At 65.3% G+C, this 15,561-nt stretch carries 15 protein-coding genes; 5 read left to right on the top strand and 10 right to left on the bottom strand.

The features are described from left to right. Positions 1–446 precede the first annotated feature (446 nt). Positions 447–1,763 carry a hypothetical protein gene (locus EEB15_RS23050; protein ID WP_141512295.1) on the top strand — a complete coding sequence of 439 codons (1,317 nt, stop codon included), beginning with the start codon at positions 447–449 and terminating at the stop codon, positions 1,761–1,763. A gap of 28 nt (positions 1,764–1,791) precedes the next feature. Here the strand turns inward: EEB15_RS23050 and EEB15_RS23045 are convergent, their stop codons facing one another. The 4 genes from EEB15_RS23045 to EEB15_RS23030 form a co-directional block, all read right to left on the bottom strand. Next, positions 1,792–2,217 carry a cytochrome c gene (locus EEB15_RS23045; RefSeq protein ID WP_141512294.1) on the bottom strand — a complete coding sequence of 142 codons (426 nt, stop codon included), beginning with the start codon at positions 2,215–2,217 and terminating at the stop codon, positions 1,792–1,794. Between the two features lie 75 nt (positions 2,218–2,292). Further along, the gene (locus EEB15_RS23040) at positions 2,293–2,643 is read right to left on the bottom strand and encodes a DUF2200 domain-containing protein (RefSeq protein ID WP_141512293.1); all 351 of its coding nucleotides are present in this window, start codon (positions 2,641–2,643) and stop codon (positions 2,293–2,295) included. An 8-nt stretch (positions 2,644–2,651) separates the two neighbouring features. Beyond that, positions 2,652–4,814: a DUF2868 domain-containing protein gene (locus EEB15_RS34290; protein ID WP_141512292.1), complete on the bottom strand. Its 2,163-nt coding sequence runs from the start codon at positions 4,812–4,814 to the stop codon at positions 2,652–2,654. Next, the gene (locus EEB15_RS23030; protein ID WP_158290200.1) at positions 4,814–5,323 is read right to left on the bottom strand and encodes a TIGR02281 family clan AA aspartic protease; all 510 of its coding nucleotides are present in this window, start codon (positions 5,321–5,323) and stop codon (positions 4,814–4,816) included. The genes EEB15_RS34290 and EEB15_RS23030 overlap by 1 nt, the downstream gene beginning before the upstream one ends. Before the next feature lie 143 nt (positions 5,324–5,466). Here EEB15_RS23030 and EEB15_RS23025 point away from each other — a divergent pair, with 143 nt between their 5' ends. After that, positions 5,467–6,159 carry a beta/gamma crystallin family protein gene (locus tag EEB15_RS23025; protein ID WP_158290199.1) on the top strand — a complete coding sequence of 231 codons (693 nt, stop codon included), beginning with the start codon at positions 5,467–5,469 and terminating at the stop codon, positions 6,157–6,159. Positions 6,160–6,161: 2 nt separating this feature from the next. On the opposite strand, the gene EEB15_RS23020 is transcribed toward EEB15_RS23025, so the two are convergent. Genes EEB15_RS23020 through EEB15_RS22995 form a run of 6 tightly spaced genes read right to left on the bottom strand, consistent with a single transcriptional unit; the run spans position 6,162 to position 12,597 of the window. Next, a complete protein-coding gene (locus EEB15_RS23020; RefSeq protein WP_141512289.1) occupies positions 6,162–6,749 on the bottom strand; it encodes a CoxG family protein in 588 nt (195 codons plus the stop codon). Between the two features lie 10 nt (positions 6,750–6,759). Next, positions 6,760–7,953, bottom strand: coding sequence for a VWA domain-containing protein (locus EEB15_RS23015; protein ID WP_141512288.1), 1,194 nt, complete (start codon positions 7,951–7,953; stop codon positions 6,760–6,762). A 2-nt stretch (positions 7,954–7,955) separates the two neighbouring features. After that, positions 7,956–8,885 carry a MoxR family ATPase gene (locus EEB15_RS23010; RefSeq protein ID WP_141512287.1) on the bottom strand — a complete coding sequence of 310 codons (930 nt, stop codon included), beginning with the start codon at positions 8,883–8,885 and terminating at the stop codon, positions 7,956–7,958. Then, positions 8,882–9,682: a xanthine dehydrogenase family protein subunit M gene (locus EEB15_RS23005; RefSeq protein ID WP_141512286.1), complete on the bottom strand. Its 801-nt coding sequence runs from the start codon at positions 9,680–9,682 to the stop codon at positions 8,882–8,884. Before EEB15_RS23005 ends, EEB15_RS23010 begins: the two co-directional genes overlap by 4 nt. An 18-nt stretch (positions 9,683–9,700) precedes the next feature. After that, entirely contained in the window at positions 9,701–12,094 is a 2,394-nt protein-coding gene (locus EEB15_RS23000; RefSeq protein ID WP_141512285.1) for a xanthine dehydrogenase family protein molybdopterin-binding subunit, read from the bottom strand. Between the two features lie 11 nt (positions 12,095–12,105). Further along, positions 12,106–12,597 (bottom strand): (2Fe-2S)-binding protein, encoded by a 492-nt coding sequence (locus EEB15_RS22995; RefSeq protein WP_141512284.1) that lies wholly within the window; start codon positions 12,595–12,597, stop codon positions 12,106–12,108. Positions 12,598–12,739: 142 nt separating this feature from the next. On the opposite strand from EEB15_RS22995, the gene EEB15_RS22990 reads away from it, so the two are divergent. The 3 genes from EEB15_RS22990 to EEB15_RS22980 all read left to right on the top strand — a co-directional run bounded on the left by EEB15_RS22990 (position 12,740) and on the right by EEB15_RS22980 (position 15,481). After that, the gene (locus tag EEB15_RS22990) at positions 12,740–13,765 is read left to right on the top strand and encodes an RNA polymerase subunit sigma-70 (protein ID WP_141512283.1); all 1,026 of its coding nucleotides are present in this window, start codon (positions 12,740–12,742) and stop codon (positions 13,763–13,765) included. A 106-nt stretch (positions 13,766–13,871) separates the two neighbouring features. Beyond that, positions 13,872–14,456 (top strand): dihydrofolate reductase family protein, encoded by a 585-nt coding sequence (locus tag EEB15_RS22985; RefSeq protein WP_141512282.1) that lies wholly within the window; start codon positions 13,872–13,874, stop codon positions 14,454–14,456. A gap of 44 nt (positions 14,457–14,500) precedes the next feature. Beyond that, a complete protein-coding gene (locus EEB15_RS22980; protein ID WP_141512281.1) occupies positions 14,501–15,481 on the top strand; it encodes a zinc-binding dehydrogenase in 981 nt (326 codons plus the stop codon). Positions 15,482–15,561: the final 80 nt, after the last annotated feature.

Genomic DNA, 15,561 nt, shown 5'->3' with positions numbered 1-15,561 from the left:
ATGGTACTCAGTCGAAAGAGGGTTCCTTGAGACGGTCTCGCTGCCCACGCAGCACCCGTGACAGCTCCCTAAGCAACACCCGGGTTCCGCCGTTCCAGCCGTTCCTTCCTATCCTAGCCTTGCCTTCGGGGCTTTTGGGGCCGCTGGACTCTCCCATGGTTTCCAGGACCTGATTGTTTCCCGCTGCCGCTCCCGCTGCTCCTGCGTCCATCGCCGCGCTGCCATGTTGCGCTCCCTCTAAAAGTTTGGTCTGCTGATTTCGAGTTTCCTCATGCGCGGGCGGGTAAAGGGGAAATCACGGGGCCGGCGAGCGGGGAGCCCCCCAGTCCGGGCTTGCCTGGGCCTGCATTTCCCATAGATTCCGCTCAGAGACGCCGGATGCGGCATAGATTACGGCGTCGGCGAGCCTATTGACATGGCTATCCGTCCCAGCCCTAATCGTCCTCATGGACACATCACTGATTGACTTGGACGTACTCGTTGAAAAGTGCCGCGATGACAGGGTCAAGGTGTTTCTCGTCGAGGCAGTCAACTGCTACAAGAGCGGCGCATATCGCGCAGCCGTGGTGGGGACTTGGATCGCGGTATGTTTCGACGTCATTGAGAAACTGCGCGAGCTCGCCCTCTCTGGAGACGCCGAGGCGGAAAAGCAGGTCGAGGAGTTGGAAGCCATACGGAAGGCCGCTGACCCAGTTAGAGCGCTGAGATTTGAAAAGGAAATTCTGACTCTGGCGTGTGGGAAGTTTGAGTTCATTTCGCATCTTGAAGCAATTGATCTACAGCGCCTTCAAGAGGACCGAAACCGATGCGCACATCCGTCCCTGCTGCCTGACGAACAGGCGTACACCCCGCCGGCCGAGCTGGCCCGTGCGCACATTCACGCGGCAGTTGTCAATTTGCTCCAGCATGCGCCCGCACAAGGCAAGTATGCACTTGAGCGCCTGGTGCGCGAAATCGATTCCGAATACTTCCCTACGGAAAAAACGCTCGCGATCAAAGCATTTTCCTCGGGTCCGCTGCATCGCCCGCGTGAATCGTTGGTCCGAAACTTCGTTCTGGTGCTGGTGAAGCGATTCCTACAGGACGGCATCAGTGGAAAACCAAAGTTTCGCGCGACGGCCGCGCTCAATGCCGTCAGCGAAATGCATCCTCTTCTATATGCGGCCGCTCTTCAAACCAAATTGCAAACAATGTTCCGTCAATTGGACGATAGCGAACTGCACAGGGCTATCGTTTTTCTGGAAGTTGCGCCAGACAGTTGGCGATATCTGAGAGACGATGTCAGAGTCCGCCTTCAAGCATTTGTCCAGAAACTGCCGCCAAACCTGGGATTGGACTTCGAGTTTATGTTGGGATTCGAGCCGCTAAGGCGTGCGGCGGAGGGAAGAGTATCTGTCGCGGAGAAATCAGAGTTGATTGGTCAGTTTTACCTTGAGATTCCCACGAAAGTGGGCGACCGCATGATAGGCCTGCTTTCGAACTCCACTTCCGATCGCGATGCAGAAGATCTATTGCTGTTCCTGAGACAAAACTCAATGGATCTGAACGTCACTCAAATCAGAGATCTTGTAGCAGGTTTGGCCAAGAACGCATTTGCGATGAAGAGCCCACAGCTCGGACCATTCCTTGGTGAACTGCGTAGTGAACTGCGTGCACGGGATGTACTTAGCAGTGAGGAATTTTCGGCGCTGCTGGCAGAGCATGGCCTATCGCTCTTTGCGCAGACCATGTCTGAGCCTCAGGAGGACGACATCCCATTCTGATCAATTCCCCGATCTCTCGTCGGCGTGACTACTGCGACTGCGCCGGCTTGTTCACTTCATCATGCTTGGCCCGGATCCCCGCCGGCCAGTTCGCCTTGATGAACGACAGCACCGCGACGATCTCTTCGTCCGTCAGCACGCCTTCATAGACCGGCATCGCGGAGTCGTAGTCCTTCAGGTTCGCGGCCTTGGCCACGCCGAATTTGGTGATGCGGAACAGAACCTCGTCCGGGTGGTGCCAGGTGTGGCCGCTCGCATCGTGCGGCGGTGCCGGGAGCCGGCCGGCGGCATCGCGGAGGCGCCAGTTCGGCTGGCCTTGCAGCTGCGCGCCATGGCACGCCGCGCAGTGCGCTTCATAGACGCGCTTGCCTTGAACCAGCACTGCCGTGTCGTCCGGGCGCAGGCGGTGCGGGCTGTCGGGCGTGCGGTCGCAGGCCGAAAGCGCGGCTGCCATCGCCAGGGCGAGGGGAATGATCGAACGCAGGTGAATGGACAGGATCGGCTCCGCGGGTGCGGTGGATGGGCCGCGCTATTGTCGCAAGATCTTCTCGATCTTCTTTCCCTGCGCCAGCTCATCGACCAACTTGTCCATCCAGCGAATCTTCTGCATCAGCGGGTCTTCAACCGCCTCGACGCGAACGCCGCACACCAGGCCCGTGATCAGCGACGTGTTCGGATGCATCGCCGGCGCCTCGGCGAAAAAAGTCCTGAAGTCGTTGGCTTTGTCGATCTGCCTTTGCAGCCCCGCGGCGCCGTAGCCCGTGAGCCAGCAGATGACCTGGTCGACTTCCGCCTTGGTGCGGCCCTTGCGTTCTACCTTCTGCACGTACAGCGGGTACACCTTGGCGAAGGGCATCGCGAAGATTTTGTGTTCTGCCATTTCATTCCTCAGCCTTTGCCAGAATCCCCGCGGCAATACAGCTTGCCGCTCCCGTAAAGCGCCCCCAACACACGCCAACTGCTGCGCCTGAGCAAGGTCGCCATGTCGCTCGACGTGTCGGCTTGCGCGTTGCGGGCGCGCTTCGTCTCGCGCTTGTAGTCCTCCGCATCGGCGCCCACAGCCGCCACGGTTTCGCTCATCCAGTTGGCGGGCAGCTGGCCATCCTGCAGGTCGCCCACGCGACCCGAGTGAATGGTGGCGAGGTATTGCATGACGAGCAGCTCGGCAAGGCTCAGCACCTGCTCGTCACTCAAGCGCACGGTGCCGCCCAGCAGCCAGTAGCGCGCGGCGGTGAACACACCGGTCCCGCCAAGGATCGCCCCCATCGCGATGCCGGCGCCCATGCTGAGGCCACCCGTCAGCAAGTCGATCTTCGCGCCGGCCAGCGCACCGGCCAGGGCGCCCGCAGCGCCCGCTCCTGCCTGGCCCATGACCTGCATCCGGCCGCTGTCTTTCCCTATGACTTGATTGAATGCGGACGCGGGCACCGAGTGCAGCCGAACCAGCTCCGCGTGCAAGGCGTCGAGCCGTGCCTGGATGCGGCCCAGCAGCAACGATGTCGCCGCAGCGCGTTCCTTCGCGCCCGCCAGCATGCCGTGCACCTGTTCGCTGTCGCGTACCGACTCCGCCAATGTCGTCCCCATCAACGCCAAGGCGGTGGCGAACCGGTTGGCGTGATGCGCAGACCACGCGCCGACCAGGCGCTCCATGCCCGGCCGCTTCGGTGCGGCGACGTTTTGCAGCAGCCATGTGTGCAGCGGCCGCTCCAGCGCCCAACAGGCCGCGCAATCGCCGAGTGACATCACGTCGACTGCGAACTGCTTTCCGAGCGCAACGGCGTCTTCCGTGCGTTCGCACAGGACGATGACCTTCTGGCTCCCGGGCGAGACTGCGAGGAAGCGCCGTTCGACGTCGTCGCGCGCCGCGCCGCCTTCGACGACGAGCCACACCATGTCGGCGGGCGCGCCAGGCGCGGCCACTTCGAGGCGGTCGCCCTGCTCCGTCGCCAGGAGCCCCTGCGCCGCGGTGCGGCCACCTTCGCCCGCCTGGGCCAGCATGTTCAGCACCGCCTGCTTCAGGCGCGCGTCATCGGCGGCAACGCCGATCACCACGCGCGCGGGACTCACGCGCGCGAGCACACCCGCAAAGTAGTCAGCGCCCAGGTCGAGCGCGACCTTGCGGCCCGCGGCTCGCACGCGGTAGGCGGCGATCGCCCACAAGAGACATCGCGGCAGGATCACCATCGCCGTGATGAACGCGACGTAGATGAGCGCCCAGCGCTGGGCTTCGGCCTGCCCCGGCTCGGTGCCGCGGCCGAATTCGAGAGCACGCACCTGCTCAATGGCAAAGCCTTCCAGGCCGAGGGCGCGCGCCGGCAGCGCCATCACTTCGAGGACGGCATGCACCGCGGTCGCGCTCAGCCACGTGCTCTCCCATCCGACTCGAAACTGCGTGGCAAGCCCGGTCACAACGATCGAAAGCACGACACCGATCGCCCAGGCTGCCGCGCTCAGGTGCAGCAGCTTGTGCAATCGCCCCGCCTCCATGGCACCGGCGGCGCGCCACCACAAGACACGGAACTGCAGACCCGCCGATGCGGCCACGCGCGCGGCGACACGCCGAGAGAACCACGAAGGGAATTCGAAGATTCCGCGGACGAAGCGCGAGTCGTGGCGCTTGCGAACCGCGGCGGCGAACAGCAATAAGTAAACCACCACGTTCCACACGATCACGCCGATCAGCGGTATCGACAGCAAGTCGGTACGGCTCCAGTTGAACAGGCGGTCCGATGTGAACCCGGCGGCGAGCGCGGCGAGCGGCAACAGCCAGCCCAGGCGATCCCACCACGGGTCGCGCGCTTCCAGCCGGGCCAGCTCGGGACTGCGCGATTCGACCGTGTTGAGAAGTTCAACCGCGCGTGCGCGCATGAACCAGGCCGGTTCAGGCCGCTCGTTTCGCCCGCCGCTGCACTGGGCGAGCACCGTACGCTCGGCCAGATCCTTCTCGGCATCGCTGATCAGTTTGCCGTGCGTATCGATCGCTTCGATGGCCTGGATGAGCACGATGCGCCGCGCATCCGGCTCGTCGAAATAGGCCATCGAGGTTTGCATCACTGCGGCCGAAGCACCATTTCTTCGCGCGTCATCGACATGTTGAACTTCGAGAGGAAGCTCTGGCCCAGCAAGCCGACGCCCTGCTTCCCGCCCACGAGCCCGACGCCGACGCTGGTGGACGACACCGACAGCGGCCCCGCGGTCACCGCGATGCCGCGCACCGTGCGGCCGGCCAGTGTGCCGTTGGCTGTTTGAAAGGTCGTCGGTTCGCCGCGCGGCAAGCCCGCGTCTTTCGCGAAGGCTTCGCTCACCACCACGCCCGACGCGCCGGTATCAACCATGAAGCGCAGGGGTTTGCCATTGATGGTGCCGTCGACGTAGAAGTGCCCATCGCGATGGCGGGGGATCACCAATTCGCCCTGAGCTGTGACAACCGCCCGCTTTGGCGCCATGACCCGCTCCATCGCAAACCACACCACCCCCATGACAACCGCCCAGAAGAGCAGCACGTAGATGTGGCCGATGCGGCTAGCAACTGGAGCGGCGCTTGGCGCAGAGCTTGTCATGCTGAGCATTCTAGGGAGCCTTGGCCTCGAATGCCTGCTGTTGGCCGACATAGCTCAGCGGCAGAGGACTACACGCTTCGAGCTCGTCCGCGGCGATGCTGAAGGTTGCCCGCGATGGAGCGGGCGCCAATCAGGAGACAAACATGAAAACTCTCATCAAGACAGCCATCGCCGCGTGCACGCTCGTGCTCGGCACGCAAGCCATGGCCCAGATCGTCATCTATGAACGTGAAGGCTTTCGTGGCCGTTCGGTAGTGGTCGACAAAGACATGCGCAACCTGGACCGTCGGGGCATGGGCGACTCGGCGAAATCGATCGTGGTGGAGCGAGGCCGTTGGGAAGTCTGCGACGAACCGCGCTTCCAGGGCCGTTGCGCCGTGCTGCGCCGTGGCAATTACCCCACGCTGCAGGGTGCAGGATTCACGTCGAACATCTCGTCGATCCGTAAGGCCAGCGAAGGCCGCAGATACGACAACGAGCCGCAAGCCGCCGCCGGCGACGACTACCAATACCGCCGCCGCGCCAGTGAGCGGACGAGCGAGGTGCCGGTGACTTCCGTGCGCGCCATCATGGGCCCACCGAACCAGCGCTGCTGGGTGGACCGGCAGGCGGCACCCGCCCCGGCGGATCCGGCTGCCGCGTTGATCGCAGGCATCCTCGGTTACCAGGTCGGCCCGGCTCCGCAAACCGTGCAGCGTTGCCGTGAAGTCCAGGGCGCACCTGCGCACTACGAAGTGACCTACAACTTCCGCGGCTCACCCCGCACGGTGCAGATGGCCGCGCCGCCGGCGAACAACAAGATTGTCGTGAACCAACGCGGCGAGCCGCGCATGTAGGTTTAGCGCATCAACCACACCACAACGCCGAGCACCACCGCGGCCGCGATCCATACCCACACCGGCACGCCGGCCGTGGGGGGCGCCGCGCTCGGCGGCTGTGGCTGCGCCGCCGCTTCGGCAGCGGCCATGGCATACGCCTGCGGATAGCGCCGCTGCATTTCTTCGTCGAATCGCTTGAAGAAATCCTCCGCCATCGAGCGCGCCACGCCATCGATCAGCCGCTGGCCGAGCTGCGCGATCTTTCCGCCCACCTGCGCACGAGCGCTGTACGCGAGCTCACAACCCGTGCCCTGGGGTGTGAGCTTCACCTGGGCCTGGCCCTTGCCGAACCCCGCCGCGCCGCCCTGTCCGTCGAAACTCAAGGTGTAGCTCTCGGGCGGCTGCACGTCGGTCAACGTGATCTTGCCCTGGAACTTCGCCGCCACCGGGCCGATCTTCACCGCCACGCCGACCGCGTATTGGTTCTCACCCGTCGATTCGACCTTGTCACAGCCGGGGATGCTGGCCTTGAGCACTTCCGGATCGTTGAGCGCTTCCCACGCCTGTTGCTGCGTGACCGCGAGCACGCGGCTGCCTTGCATTTCCATTTTTCTTGTCCTAGTGTTTGATGACCTCCGCCAGGCTGGCGGCCAGGTCTTGCAACTTGCTGAGGTTGTGCACCGCCAGCATGCCATGGGCCTGCCGGTGCAGCACCGCGGCGCCGCGCGCCACCGGCGCATAGCCGCTGAAACGCAGCAACGGGTTGAGCCACAGCAGGCGGCGGCTGTGCAGCCGAACCCAATCCAGTTCCCGCGACAGCGCCTCGGGCTCGCCGGTGTCGAGACCGTCCGTGATCAACAGCACCAGGCTGCGGCCGCCGACCAGGCGCCGGGCGTGCAGCAAACGCAGCGTGGCCAATGAATCCCCCAAACGCGTGCCGCCCGCGAAGTCGTCGATGGCCGCACTCGCGGCGGTGAGCATGTCGTCCGTGTCGGCAAGGCGGAACGCCGGCGTCAAGTCCGTGAGGTGCGTGCCGAAGGCGAAGACGTCCAGGCGCGCCCGGCGGCCATACAGGTCGCGGGTGGCGGCGTGAAGGAATGCCAGCAACAGCCGCGCATACCGCTCCATGGAGCCGGACACATCCACCAACACCAGCAAAGGCAGCGGTTCGTCGCGCCTTTGCAGCCGGCGCAGCTCCAGCAATTCGCCCCCTGTGCGCGCGGCCCGCTGCATCACCCCGGCCCAATGCAAGCGCGGGCCGCGCCACCCTGGCCGCGTGCGGCGGCCGCTCACGCGCGGTACCGGCAATGCGACATCGCGCGCGAGCCGTTGCACCAGGTGGTACTCGGTCGCGCCCAAGGTGCTGAAGTCGGCGTGCTTGAGGACTTGCAATTCGCTGGCCGTCATGGCCGCATCGAAATCCACTTCCTTGTCGGGCTTGGGCGCCGCATTCTTCCCGAGCCCCCGCTGCGGTGAAAGCGCCTCGCGCACGCGCGGCCTGCGCTTGCTGGGCTCGGCTTTGCCTTCAGCGCTGGGAAGCAATTGCGCCAGCAGCTTATTCGCCACTTCCGGGTCCCGAAAATACGCGTCGAACAACTCGCGAAAAACGATTCGGTCCTGCTCGCGGCTGACGAGCACGGCTTCCAGCGCCGCGCCGAAATCCTCTTTGCTATCGATGCCGACGATCTGTGCGGCCTGCTGCGCCAGGGCGATCCGCGCACTGTCCATGCGAACGCCAGCGCGCCTCAGCACGCGGCCGAACCCCGTGATGTTGCCGGCCAGCTTGCCCCTGCGCGCGTCGCCGAGCTGCATGCTCAGCCCACTTCTTCGGGCTTCAACAGGTCGGCCACCAGCTCGCGTGAAAGTGCCGCCACGTCTTCGCGCTGCTTGAACAGGATGCCCGCCGTGTCTCCCACCACTTCCGGGTCCACCACCAGCGTGTCGAGCGCCACCAGTGCGCGCGCCCATTCGACGCTTTCGGCAATGCCCGGCGCGCGCTGGAAGCCGTTGGCGAACGGCTGGCTGCGCAGGCGGCCCACGAACGTGGCGACTTGCAGCGACAGCGCATCGCCGGCTTCCGGCACCTGCGCGCGCACGATCGCGAGTTCACGTTCCCGTTCGGGGTAATCCAGCCAGTGGTAGAGGCATCGGCGCTTCACGGCATCGTGCAGCTCGCGCGTGCGGTTGCTGGTGAGGATGGTGATGGGCGTCGCCTGCGCGCGCACCGTACCGATCTCCGGAATGCTCACCTGGTACTCGCCCAGATATTCCAGCAGGAAAGCCTCGAACGGTTCATCGGCACGATCGACCTCGTCGATGAGGAGCACCGCGCCCGGCTCCGGCGTTTGCAACGCCTGAAGCAAAGGGCGGCGGATGAGGTAGCGCTCCTGGTAGACCTCGCGCTCCACTTCGCCTGCATCGAGGTGGCGGCGCCCTTCGTCCGCATCCAGTTCCGCCGCGCGCATGTGCAGCAGCTGCGCGGCATAGTTCCACTCGTACAGCGCCTCGCGCAGTTCCATGCCGTCATAGCACTGCAGGCGCAGCAACGCGCGTTGCAAAGCCGATGCGAGCGCCTTCGCCAGTTCGGTCTTGCCCACGCCGGGCTCGCCCTCCAGGAGCAGCGGGCGCTTCAACTTGAGGGCCAGGAAGACCGAAGTCGCAAGCCGGCGGTCCGCGAAGTAGCCGACCGCTGCCAACGCTTCGGTCAGCGCGTCGATGGAAGCGAACGCGGGATGCGTGGTCACCCCGAGGCCAAAGCCTTGGCCACCGCGCGTTGCGCCATCACGCCGATCAGGTTCGCGCGGTACTCGGCCGTCGCATGCAGATCGCTCGATAGATCACCGCTCTCGATCTTCACGGCTTCGGCCGCCGCGGCCGTGAAACTGCGGGTGAGCGCGCCTTCCAGCCCCGTGTGCCGGAACACGCCGTTGCCGCCGCCGGTGACGGCCACGCGAACTTGCCCGCTGTCGAACTGCGCCACGAAGACGCCGATCAAGGGGAAGTTGCTCGCCTTCTGGCGCAGCTTCTCGTAGGCCGCGCGCTTGGGCACGGGAAAGCGGATCGCGGTGATCAGCTCGCCGTCTTCCAGCGCGGTGGCGAACATGCCCTGGAAGTAATCGTCCGCCGCAATCTCGCGCTTGTTGGTGACGATGGTCGCACCCGAGGCCAGCACGGCACTGGGGTAGCAGGCCGAGGGATCGTTGTTGGCGACGGAGCCGCCGATGGTGCCCATCGCCCTCACCTGCCGGTCGCCGATGTGCGAGGCCAGGTAGGCCAGCGCCGGGTACGTGGCTTTCACATCGGCGTTGCTGCCGACGTCGGCGTGGCGAGCCATCGCGCCGATGACCAGGGCGTCGCCTTCCTTGCGGATGGTGGAGAGTTCCTTGATGCCGCCGAGATCGGCTAGCTGTTCGGGCTGCGAAAGGCGCAGCTTCATCGAAGCCAGCAGCGTCTGGCCGCCGGCCAGGGGTTTGGCGCCGGCGCCCGCGAGCTTGGCTGCATCGGCCACAGAGGCGGGACGGGAATAGTTGAAGGCGTACATGATGTGTTCCTTCCGGGATCAGTTGGTCTTGCTCACGCTGCCTTTGCGCATGGCTTCCCATACGCGGTGCGGCGTGGCCGGCATGTCGAAGTCTTTCACGCCCAAGGGCGCGAGCGCATCGAGCACGGCATTGATCACCGCGGGCGGCGAGCCGATGGCGCCGGCCTCGCCGCAGCCCTTGGTGCCCAGCGGGTTGTGCGTGCAGGGCGTGCAAACCGTGTCGAGCTTGAACATCGGGAAGTCCTCGGCCCGCGGCATGGCGTAGTCCATGAAGCTGCCGGTGAGCAGCTGACCGCTTTCGTTGTCGTACACGCAGTTTTCCATCAGCGCCTGGCCGATGCCTTGCACCAGGCCGCCATGCACCTGGCCGGCCACAATCATCGGGTTGATGATGGTGCCGAAGTCGTCCACCGCCGTGAAGCGGTCGATCTTCACTTCGCCGGTCTGCTTGTCGATCTCGACTTCGCAGATGTACGTGCCGCCCGGGAAAGTGAAGTTGGTCGGGTCGTAAAACGCGGTTTCGTTCAGGCCGGGCTCCAGCTTGTCCAGCGGGTAGTTGTGCGGCACATAGGCCGTCAGCGCCACCTGGCCGAACGGGATCTTCTTGTCAGTGCCCTTCACAGTGAACTCGCCATTGGCGAACTCGATGTCCGCATCGCTCGCCTCCATCAGGTGCGCCGCGATCTTCTTCGCCTTGGTCTCGATCTTGTCCAGCGCTTTCATGATCGCCGCGCCGCCCACCGAGATGGAACGTGAACCATAGGTGCCCATGCCGAACGGCACGCGACCCGTGTCGCCGTGCACAACATCGACGTTCTCCACCGGAATGCCCAGGCGCGCGGCGACGACTTGCGCGAACGTGGTCTCGTGGCCCTGGCCATGGCTGTGGGAACCGGTGAAGACCGTGACGCTGCCCGTGGGATGCACGCGGATCTCGCCGCACTCGAAGAGGCCTGCGCGCGCGCCCAGTGCGCCGGCGATGTTGGACGGCGCGATGCCGCACGCTTCGATATAGCTCGAGTAGCCGATGCCGCGCAGTTTGCCCTTGGCTTCGGTGGCGCTTTTGCGCGCCGCGAAACCGTCGACTTCGGCCAGTGCCTTCGACTTGTCCATGCAGGCGTGGAAGTCGCCCGTGTCGTACTGCAGCGCTACCGGTGTCTGGTAGGGGAACTGCGTGATGAAGTTGCGCTTGCGGATCTCATCCTGCCCGATCCCCAGTTCCCACGCGCAACGCGATACCAGCCGCTCCAGCAAGTAGGTGGCCTCGGGGCGGCCGGCGCCTCGATAAGCATCGACCGGCGCGGTGTTGGTGAACCAGGCGTCCACTTCCACGTAGATCTGGGGCGTGGTGTACTGGCCGGCGAGCAGCGTCGCGTACAGGATGGTGGGCACGGCGGTCGAGAAGGTTGACAGGTAGGCGCCCAGGTTGGCGTCGGTGTGCACCTTGAGCGCCAGGAACTTGCCGTCCTTGTCCAGCGCCATCTCGGCATGGCTCACGTGATCCCGGCCATGCGCGTCCGACAGGAAGCATTCCGAGCGATCGCCCGTCCACTTGATGGAGCGGTTCAGGTGCTTGGCGCCCCAAGTAAGGCACACATCCTCGGCGTACAGAAAGATCTTGGAGCCGAAGCCGCCGCCCACGTCGGGCGCGATCACCCGCACCTTGTGTTCGGGCAGGCCGAGCACGAAGGCGGTCATCAGGAGCCGCTCCACGTGCGGGTTCTGGTTGGCCACGTACAGCACGTATTCTTCGGTGCCACGGCTGTAGCTGCCGATGGCCACACGCGGCTCCATCGGGTTGGGCACCAGCCGGTTGTTCACCAGATCCAGCTTCGTGACGTGCGCCGCATTGGCGAACGCCGCGTCCACCGCCGCCTTGTCGCCCAGCGCCCACTTGTAGCACTGGTTGTCAGGCGCTTCGTCGTGCAAGGTGACGCCGCTCTGCTTCTTCGCGGCGTCGGCCACGCTCACCACCGCCGGCAGCACGTCGTAGTCGACAACCACCGCCTCGGCGGCGTTGCGCGCCTGCTCCACGGTTTCAGCCACGACCATCGCCACGTGATCGCCCACATAGCGCACCTTGTGAATCGCCAGGATGGGATGCATCGGCTCCTTCATCGGCGTTCCATCCGGGTTGTTGATGAGCCAGCCGCATGGCAGGCCGCCCATCTTGCCCTCGATGTCCTTGCCGGTGATGATGCCCACCACGCCCGGCATCTGCAGGGCTGCGGCCGTGTCCACCGAGTTGAGTTTGGCGTGCGCGTGCGGCGAGCGCACGAACACGGCGTGCGCCTGGTTGGCCAGGGTCACGTCGTCGGTGTACTGCCCGGCGCCGGTGAGGAACCGGTAGTCTTCCTTGCGGCGGATGCCTTCGCCAATGTGCGGCAGCTTTGCGAAATCGGGTGCGCCCATGGTGTTCTCCTTTAGGCGGTAGCGTTGGATTTGGCCGGGGCGGCCATCGATTGGCCGCCCATCTGGATCGCCTTGACGATGTTCTGGTAGCCGGTGCAGCGGCACATGTTGCCGTCCAGCAGTTCGCGCACTTCGGTCTCGCTCGCGCTGGGGTGCGAAGTGCACAGGTCGATGGCGCTCATCACCATGCCGGGCGTGCAGAACCCGCATTGCAGGCCGTGGCATTCCTTGAATGCGGCTTGCATCGGGTGCATCGTGCCGTCGGCAGCCGCAATTCCCTCGATGGTGGTGACTTCCGCGCCCTGGTGCTGAACCGCGAGGGTATTGCATGACTTGATGGCGCGACCGTTGAGCAGCACGGTGCAGGCGCCGCATTGGGCCGTGTCGCAGCCGACGTGCGTGCCCGTCAGCTGCAGGTGCTCGCGCAGCGCATGGACCAGCAGGGTGTTGGGAGGAACGTCGAGGTTCACGGCTTTGCCGTTGACTTTGAATTGCACCTGCATGGCTTGTCTCCTGTGAGTTGGCGCGGATCATTGTTGAACCTGCCCTTGGGTCACTCACTAGGCAAAACCCTAGTCCCGCCGATGGCGACATGCGAAATTCTCAAAACGGAACAACAGCTCATCCGCTGCGCCAGAATGCGCAATGCCTCAACTGCCCGACCTTGTTGACGAAGCTGATTGGCTGGCCCGCGCGCGTGCCGGCGACAACGCTGCCTTCGACCGGCTGGTGGCTCCCCGGCGCCGCCAGCTGCACGCGCACTGCTACCGCATGTTGGGCTCGCCCTTCGATGCGGACGACGCGCTGCAGGAGACGCTGCTGGCCGCGTGGCGAGGCATCGCCTCGTTCGAAGGGCGAAGCGCGCTCGGCACCTGGCTTTATCGAATCGCCACCCATGTGTGCCTGCGGCTGATCTCGCAGCGCCCGCGGCGCATCACTTCGCCCGACCACGGCGCGCCGCTGCAGGCCACGGCCGAATTGGGTGAGCCGGTGGCCGGGCCGGTGTGGTTGGAGCCGTTGCCCGATGCAGAGTGGGTCGGCACGCATGAAGACCCGTCCACCACACTGCAGCGCCGTGAGTCGGTCGCACTCGCTTTCGTCGCCGCGCTGCAGCACCTGCCCGCCACACAGCGCGCCGTGCTGCTGCTGCGCGAAGTGCTGGAGTATTCGGCGGCCGAAGCGGCCGAGATGCTCGACACCTCGGTCGCTTCGGTCAACAGCGCGCTGCAGCGCGCGCAGAAAACGATGAAAGAGCGCACACCGGCGGCCGTCGAACCAGGCGGGCAGCAGTGGCTCGGCGAGCATCACGCCGACGGCCTGCTGCAGCGCTTCGTCAGCGCCTGGGAAAGCTGCGACATCGACGCCATGGCCAGCCTCCTTGCCGAGGACGCGCGCTTCACCATGCCGCCGCTGCCCGCCTGGTTCGACGGCCGCCGCTTCGCCCTGATGTTCTTCGCCGAGCGCGTGTTCGAGACGCCGTGGCGGCTGCAGCCCCTGCGCGGCAACGGCCAACCGGGCTTCGCCTGCTACATGAAGCACCCCGGTGCCGACCGCTTCACGCCGGGCGGCGTGGTGCTTTTGCGCCTTCGCGATGGGCTGATTGCTTCGATCGACAGCTTCATCGACCCGGCCGTCTGCCGGCGCTTCGGCATGCCCGACGAACTTATTTGAGGAAATCGCTGCCCGGACCGATGAGTTTGCCCCTCGCCCTGTCTCCAAAGAGATGACACGCCCCGGATGGACCGGCCGCGTGGCTCAACCCCAGGAGAACCAATTCATGGCCAAGCTCATCGTCAGCATCCTCAGTTCACTCGACGGCTACTGCGCCGGCCCCGGCGGCTCGCTCGCCGGCCTGCCAATGGATGCCGCTTTCAGCGTCCACAACCTCGATTGCATGCGCCACGCCGGCACCTTGCTCTTCGGCGCGACCACCTTTCCTATGTTCGAAGCCTACTGGCCCAATGTGGACCGCGGCCCCGGCAGCGACCCGGTGCAGCGCGAGATCGCCGAGCGTGTGGCGGCGGCACGTAAAGTGCTCGTCAGTGACAACCTGCGTGTGCGCCCCGATTCTCCGTGGGCCGCCGACACCGAAGTGATTTCACGCGCCAACGCCCGGGTGCGCATCGCCCAACTCAAGGCCGCGCCCGGCCCCGACCTGCTGATCTACGGCAGCCACCTGCTCTACAACAGCCTCTTGGCGCACGGGCTCTTCGACGAAATGCACCTTTTGATCGGCAACGTGCTGCTCGGTGAAGGCGTCCGCACTTTCGAAGCCGGCCTGGCGCAGAACTGGACGCTGCTGGGTCAGAAGCGCTTACCAGAGTCGGACACCGTGGCGTTGCACTATGACTGCCGGCCATGATCGCAGCTGGAAGACAATTGGCAACCACATAAAGGATCGTTCGTATGCAAAGTGTCGTGATCGACCGTTTCGGCGAACCTGCCGATGTTGTCCACCCGGGCGAGCGCCCGCTGCCCGTGCCGGGCCCAGGCGAGGCCCGCGTTCGAATGGTCCTGTCGCCGATCCACAACCACGACCTTGCGATCGTGCGCGGTGTCTACGGCTACAAGCCTGCCCTGCCGGCGGTGCCGGGCACCGAGGCGCTGGGCGTCGTCGACGCCGTGGGCGAAGGCGTCAAGAACGTGCAGCTGGGACAGCGCGTGGCCAGCGCATCGGCGCAAGCCGCGTGGGCCGAGTGCTTCATCAGCCCGGCCGCCAAGCTGGTGCCGGTTCCCGATGCGCTGCCCGACGAAGCCGCGTGCCAACTGCTGGCCATGCCCTTGAGCGCTCTGATGCTGCTGGAAGACATGAAGCTCCAGCCCGGCCAGTGGATCGTTCAGAACGCCGCCAACGGCGCCGTCGGCAAAGTCCTGGCCACGCTGGCCGCGGCGCGCGGCATCGGGGTGGTGAACCTGGTGCGGCGCGAATCGGCCCTGGCCGACCTGGCCGCGGCGGGCATCGCCCACGGGGTGTCGACTGACGTCACGGGCTGGCAAGACCGCGTAAAGGCATTGACCGGCGGTGCCCCAATCGTGCGGGCCATCGAATCCATCGGCGGCGAGGCGGCGCAGCAGATCATGGGGCTGTTGGCAGAGAACGGCGAGCTGATCTCGTTCGGGTCGCTGACCTTCAAGCCTTTGGTGATCAGTGGCGGCGATCTGATCTTCAAGCAGGCGGTCGTCAGAGGCTATTGGGCCAGCAAGCGCCTCGCGGCCACACCGCCGGCCGAGCTGGGCCGCATGATCGGCGAGTTGGCCGGGCAGGTTGCAAGCGGCTTGCTGAAGCTGCCGGTGGGCGGTGTATTCGGCCTGGCCGATGCCGCCGCTGCCATGACGGCCGCCGAACACGTAGGGCGCACCGGGAAAGTCCTGCTGAGGGGCTCGTGAACGCCGGGTCCTACGGCCTGCCCATCCTTAGTCCCACAAGTGCGGGCGTTCGAGGGGTGTAGCTTGGAATGAAGACATCA

Origin of the sequence: Ramlibacter sp. WS9 (assembly GCF_003797765.1) — a bacterium.
Lineage (GTDB): Bacteria > Pseudomonadota > Gammaproteobacteria > Burkholderiales > Burkholderiaceae_C > Ramlibacter.
Note: the sequence above shows the minus strand (reverse complement) of the source record. Positions and strands in the feature narration are given on the sequence as shown.

What these genes read in the sequence shown, in the direction of transcription:
- EEB15_RS23045 (WP_141512294.1), bottom strand. Translation starts at nt 2,217, where the DNA reads ATGGCAGCCGCGCTTTCGGCCTGCGACCGCACGCCCGACAGCCCGCAC.
- EEB15_RS23000 (WP_141512285.1), bottom strand. Translation starts at nt 12,094, where the DNA reads ATGGGCGCACCCGATTTCGCAAAGCTGCCGCACATTGGCGAAGGCATC.
- EEB15_RS22980 (WP_141512281.1), top strand. Translation starts at nt 14,501, where the DNA reads ATGCAAAGTGTCGTGATCGACCGTTTCGGCGAACCTGCCGATGTTGTC.
- EEB15_RS22995 (WP_141512284.1), bottom strand. Translation starts at nt 12,597, where the DNA reads ATGCAGGTGCAATTCAAAGTCAACGGCAAAGCCGTGAACCTCGACGTT.
- EEB15_RS22985 (WP_141512282.1), top strand. Translation starts at nt 13,872, where the DNA reads ATGGCCAAGCTCATCGTCAGCATCCTCAGTTCACTCGACGGCTACTGC.
- EEB15_RS34290 (WP_141512292.1), bottom strand. Translation starts at nt 4,814, where the DNA reads ATGCAAACCTCGATGGCCTATTTCGACGAGCCGGATGCGCGGCGCATC.
- EEB15_RS23040 (WP_141512293.1), bottom strand. Translation starts at nt 2,643, where the DNA reads ATGGCAGAACACAAAATCTTCGCGATGCCCTTCGCCAAGGTGTACCCG.
- EEB15_RS23020 (WP_141512289.1), bottom strand. Translation starts at nt 6,749, where the DNA reads ATGGAAATGCAAGGCAGCCGCGTGCTCGCGGTCACGCAGCAACAGGCG.
- EEB15_RS23005 (WP_141512286.1), bottom strand. Translation starts at nt 9,682, where the DNA reads ATGTACGCCTTCAACTATTCCCGTCCCGCCTCTGTGGCCGATGCAGCC.
- EEB15_RS23015 (WP_141512288.1), bottom strand. Translation starts at nt 7,953, where the DNA reads ATGCAGCTCGGCGACGCGCGCAGGGGCAAGCTGGCCGGCAACATCACG.
- EEB15_RS23025 (WP_158290199.1), top strand. Translation starts at nt 5,467, where the DNA reads ATGAAAACTCTCATCAAGACAGCCATCGCCGCGTGCACGCTCGTGCTC.
- EEB15_RS22990 (WP_141512283.1), top strand. Translation starts at nt 12,740, where the DNA reads ATGCCTCAACTGCCCGACCTTGTTGACGAAGCTGATTGGCTGGCCCGC.
- EEB15_RS23050 (WP_141512295.1), top strand. Translation starts at nt 447, where the DNA reads ATGGACACATCACTGATTGACTTGGACGTACTCGTTGAAAAGTGCCGC.
- EEB15_RS23030 (WP_158290200.1), bottom strand. Translation starts at nt 5,323, where the DNA reads ATGACAAGCTCTGCGCCAAGCGCCGCTCCAGTTGCTAGCCGCATCGGC.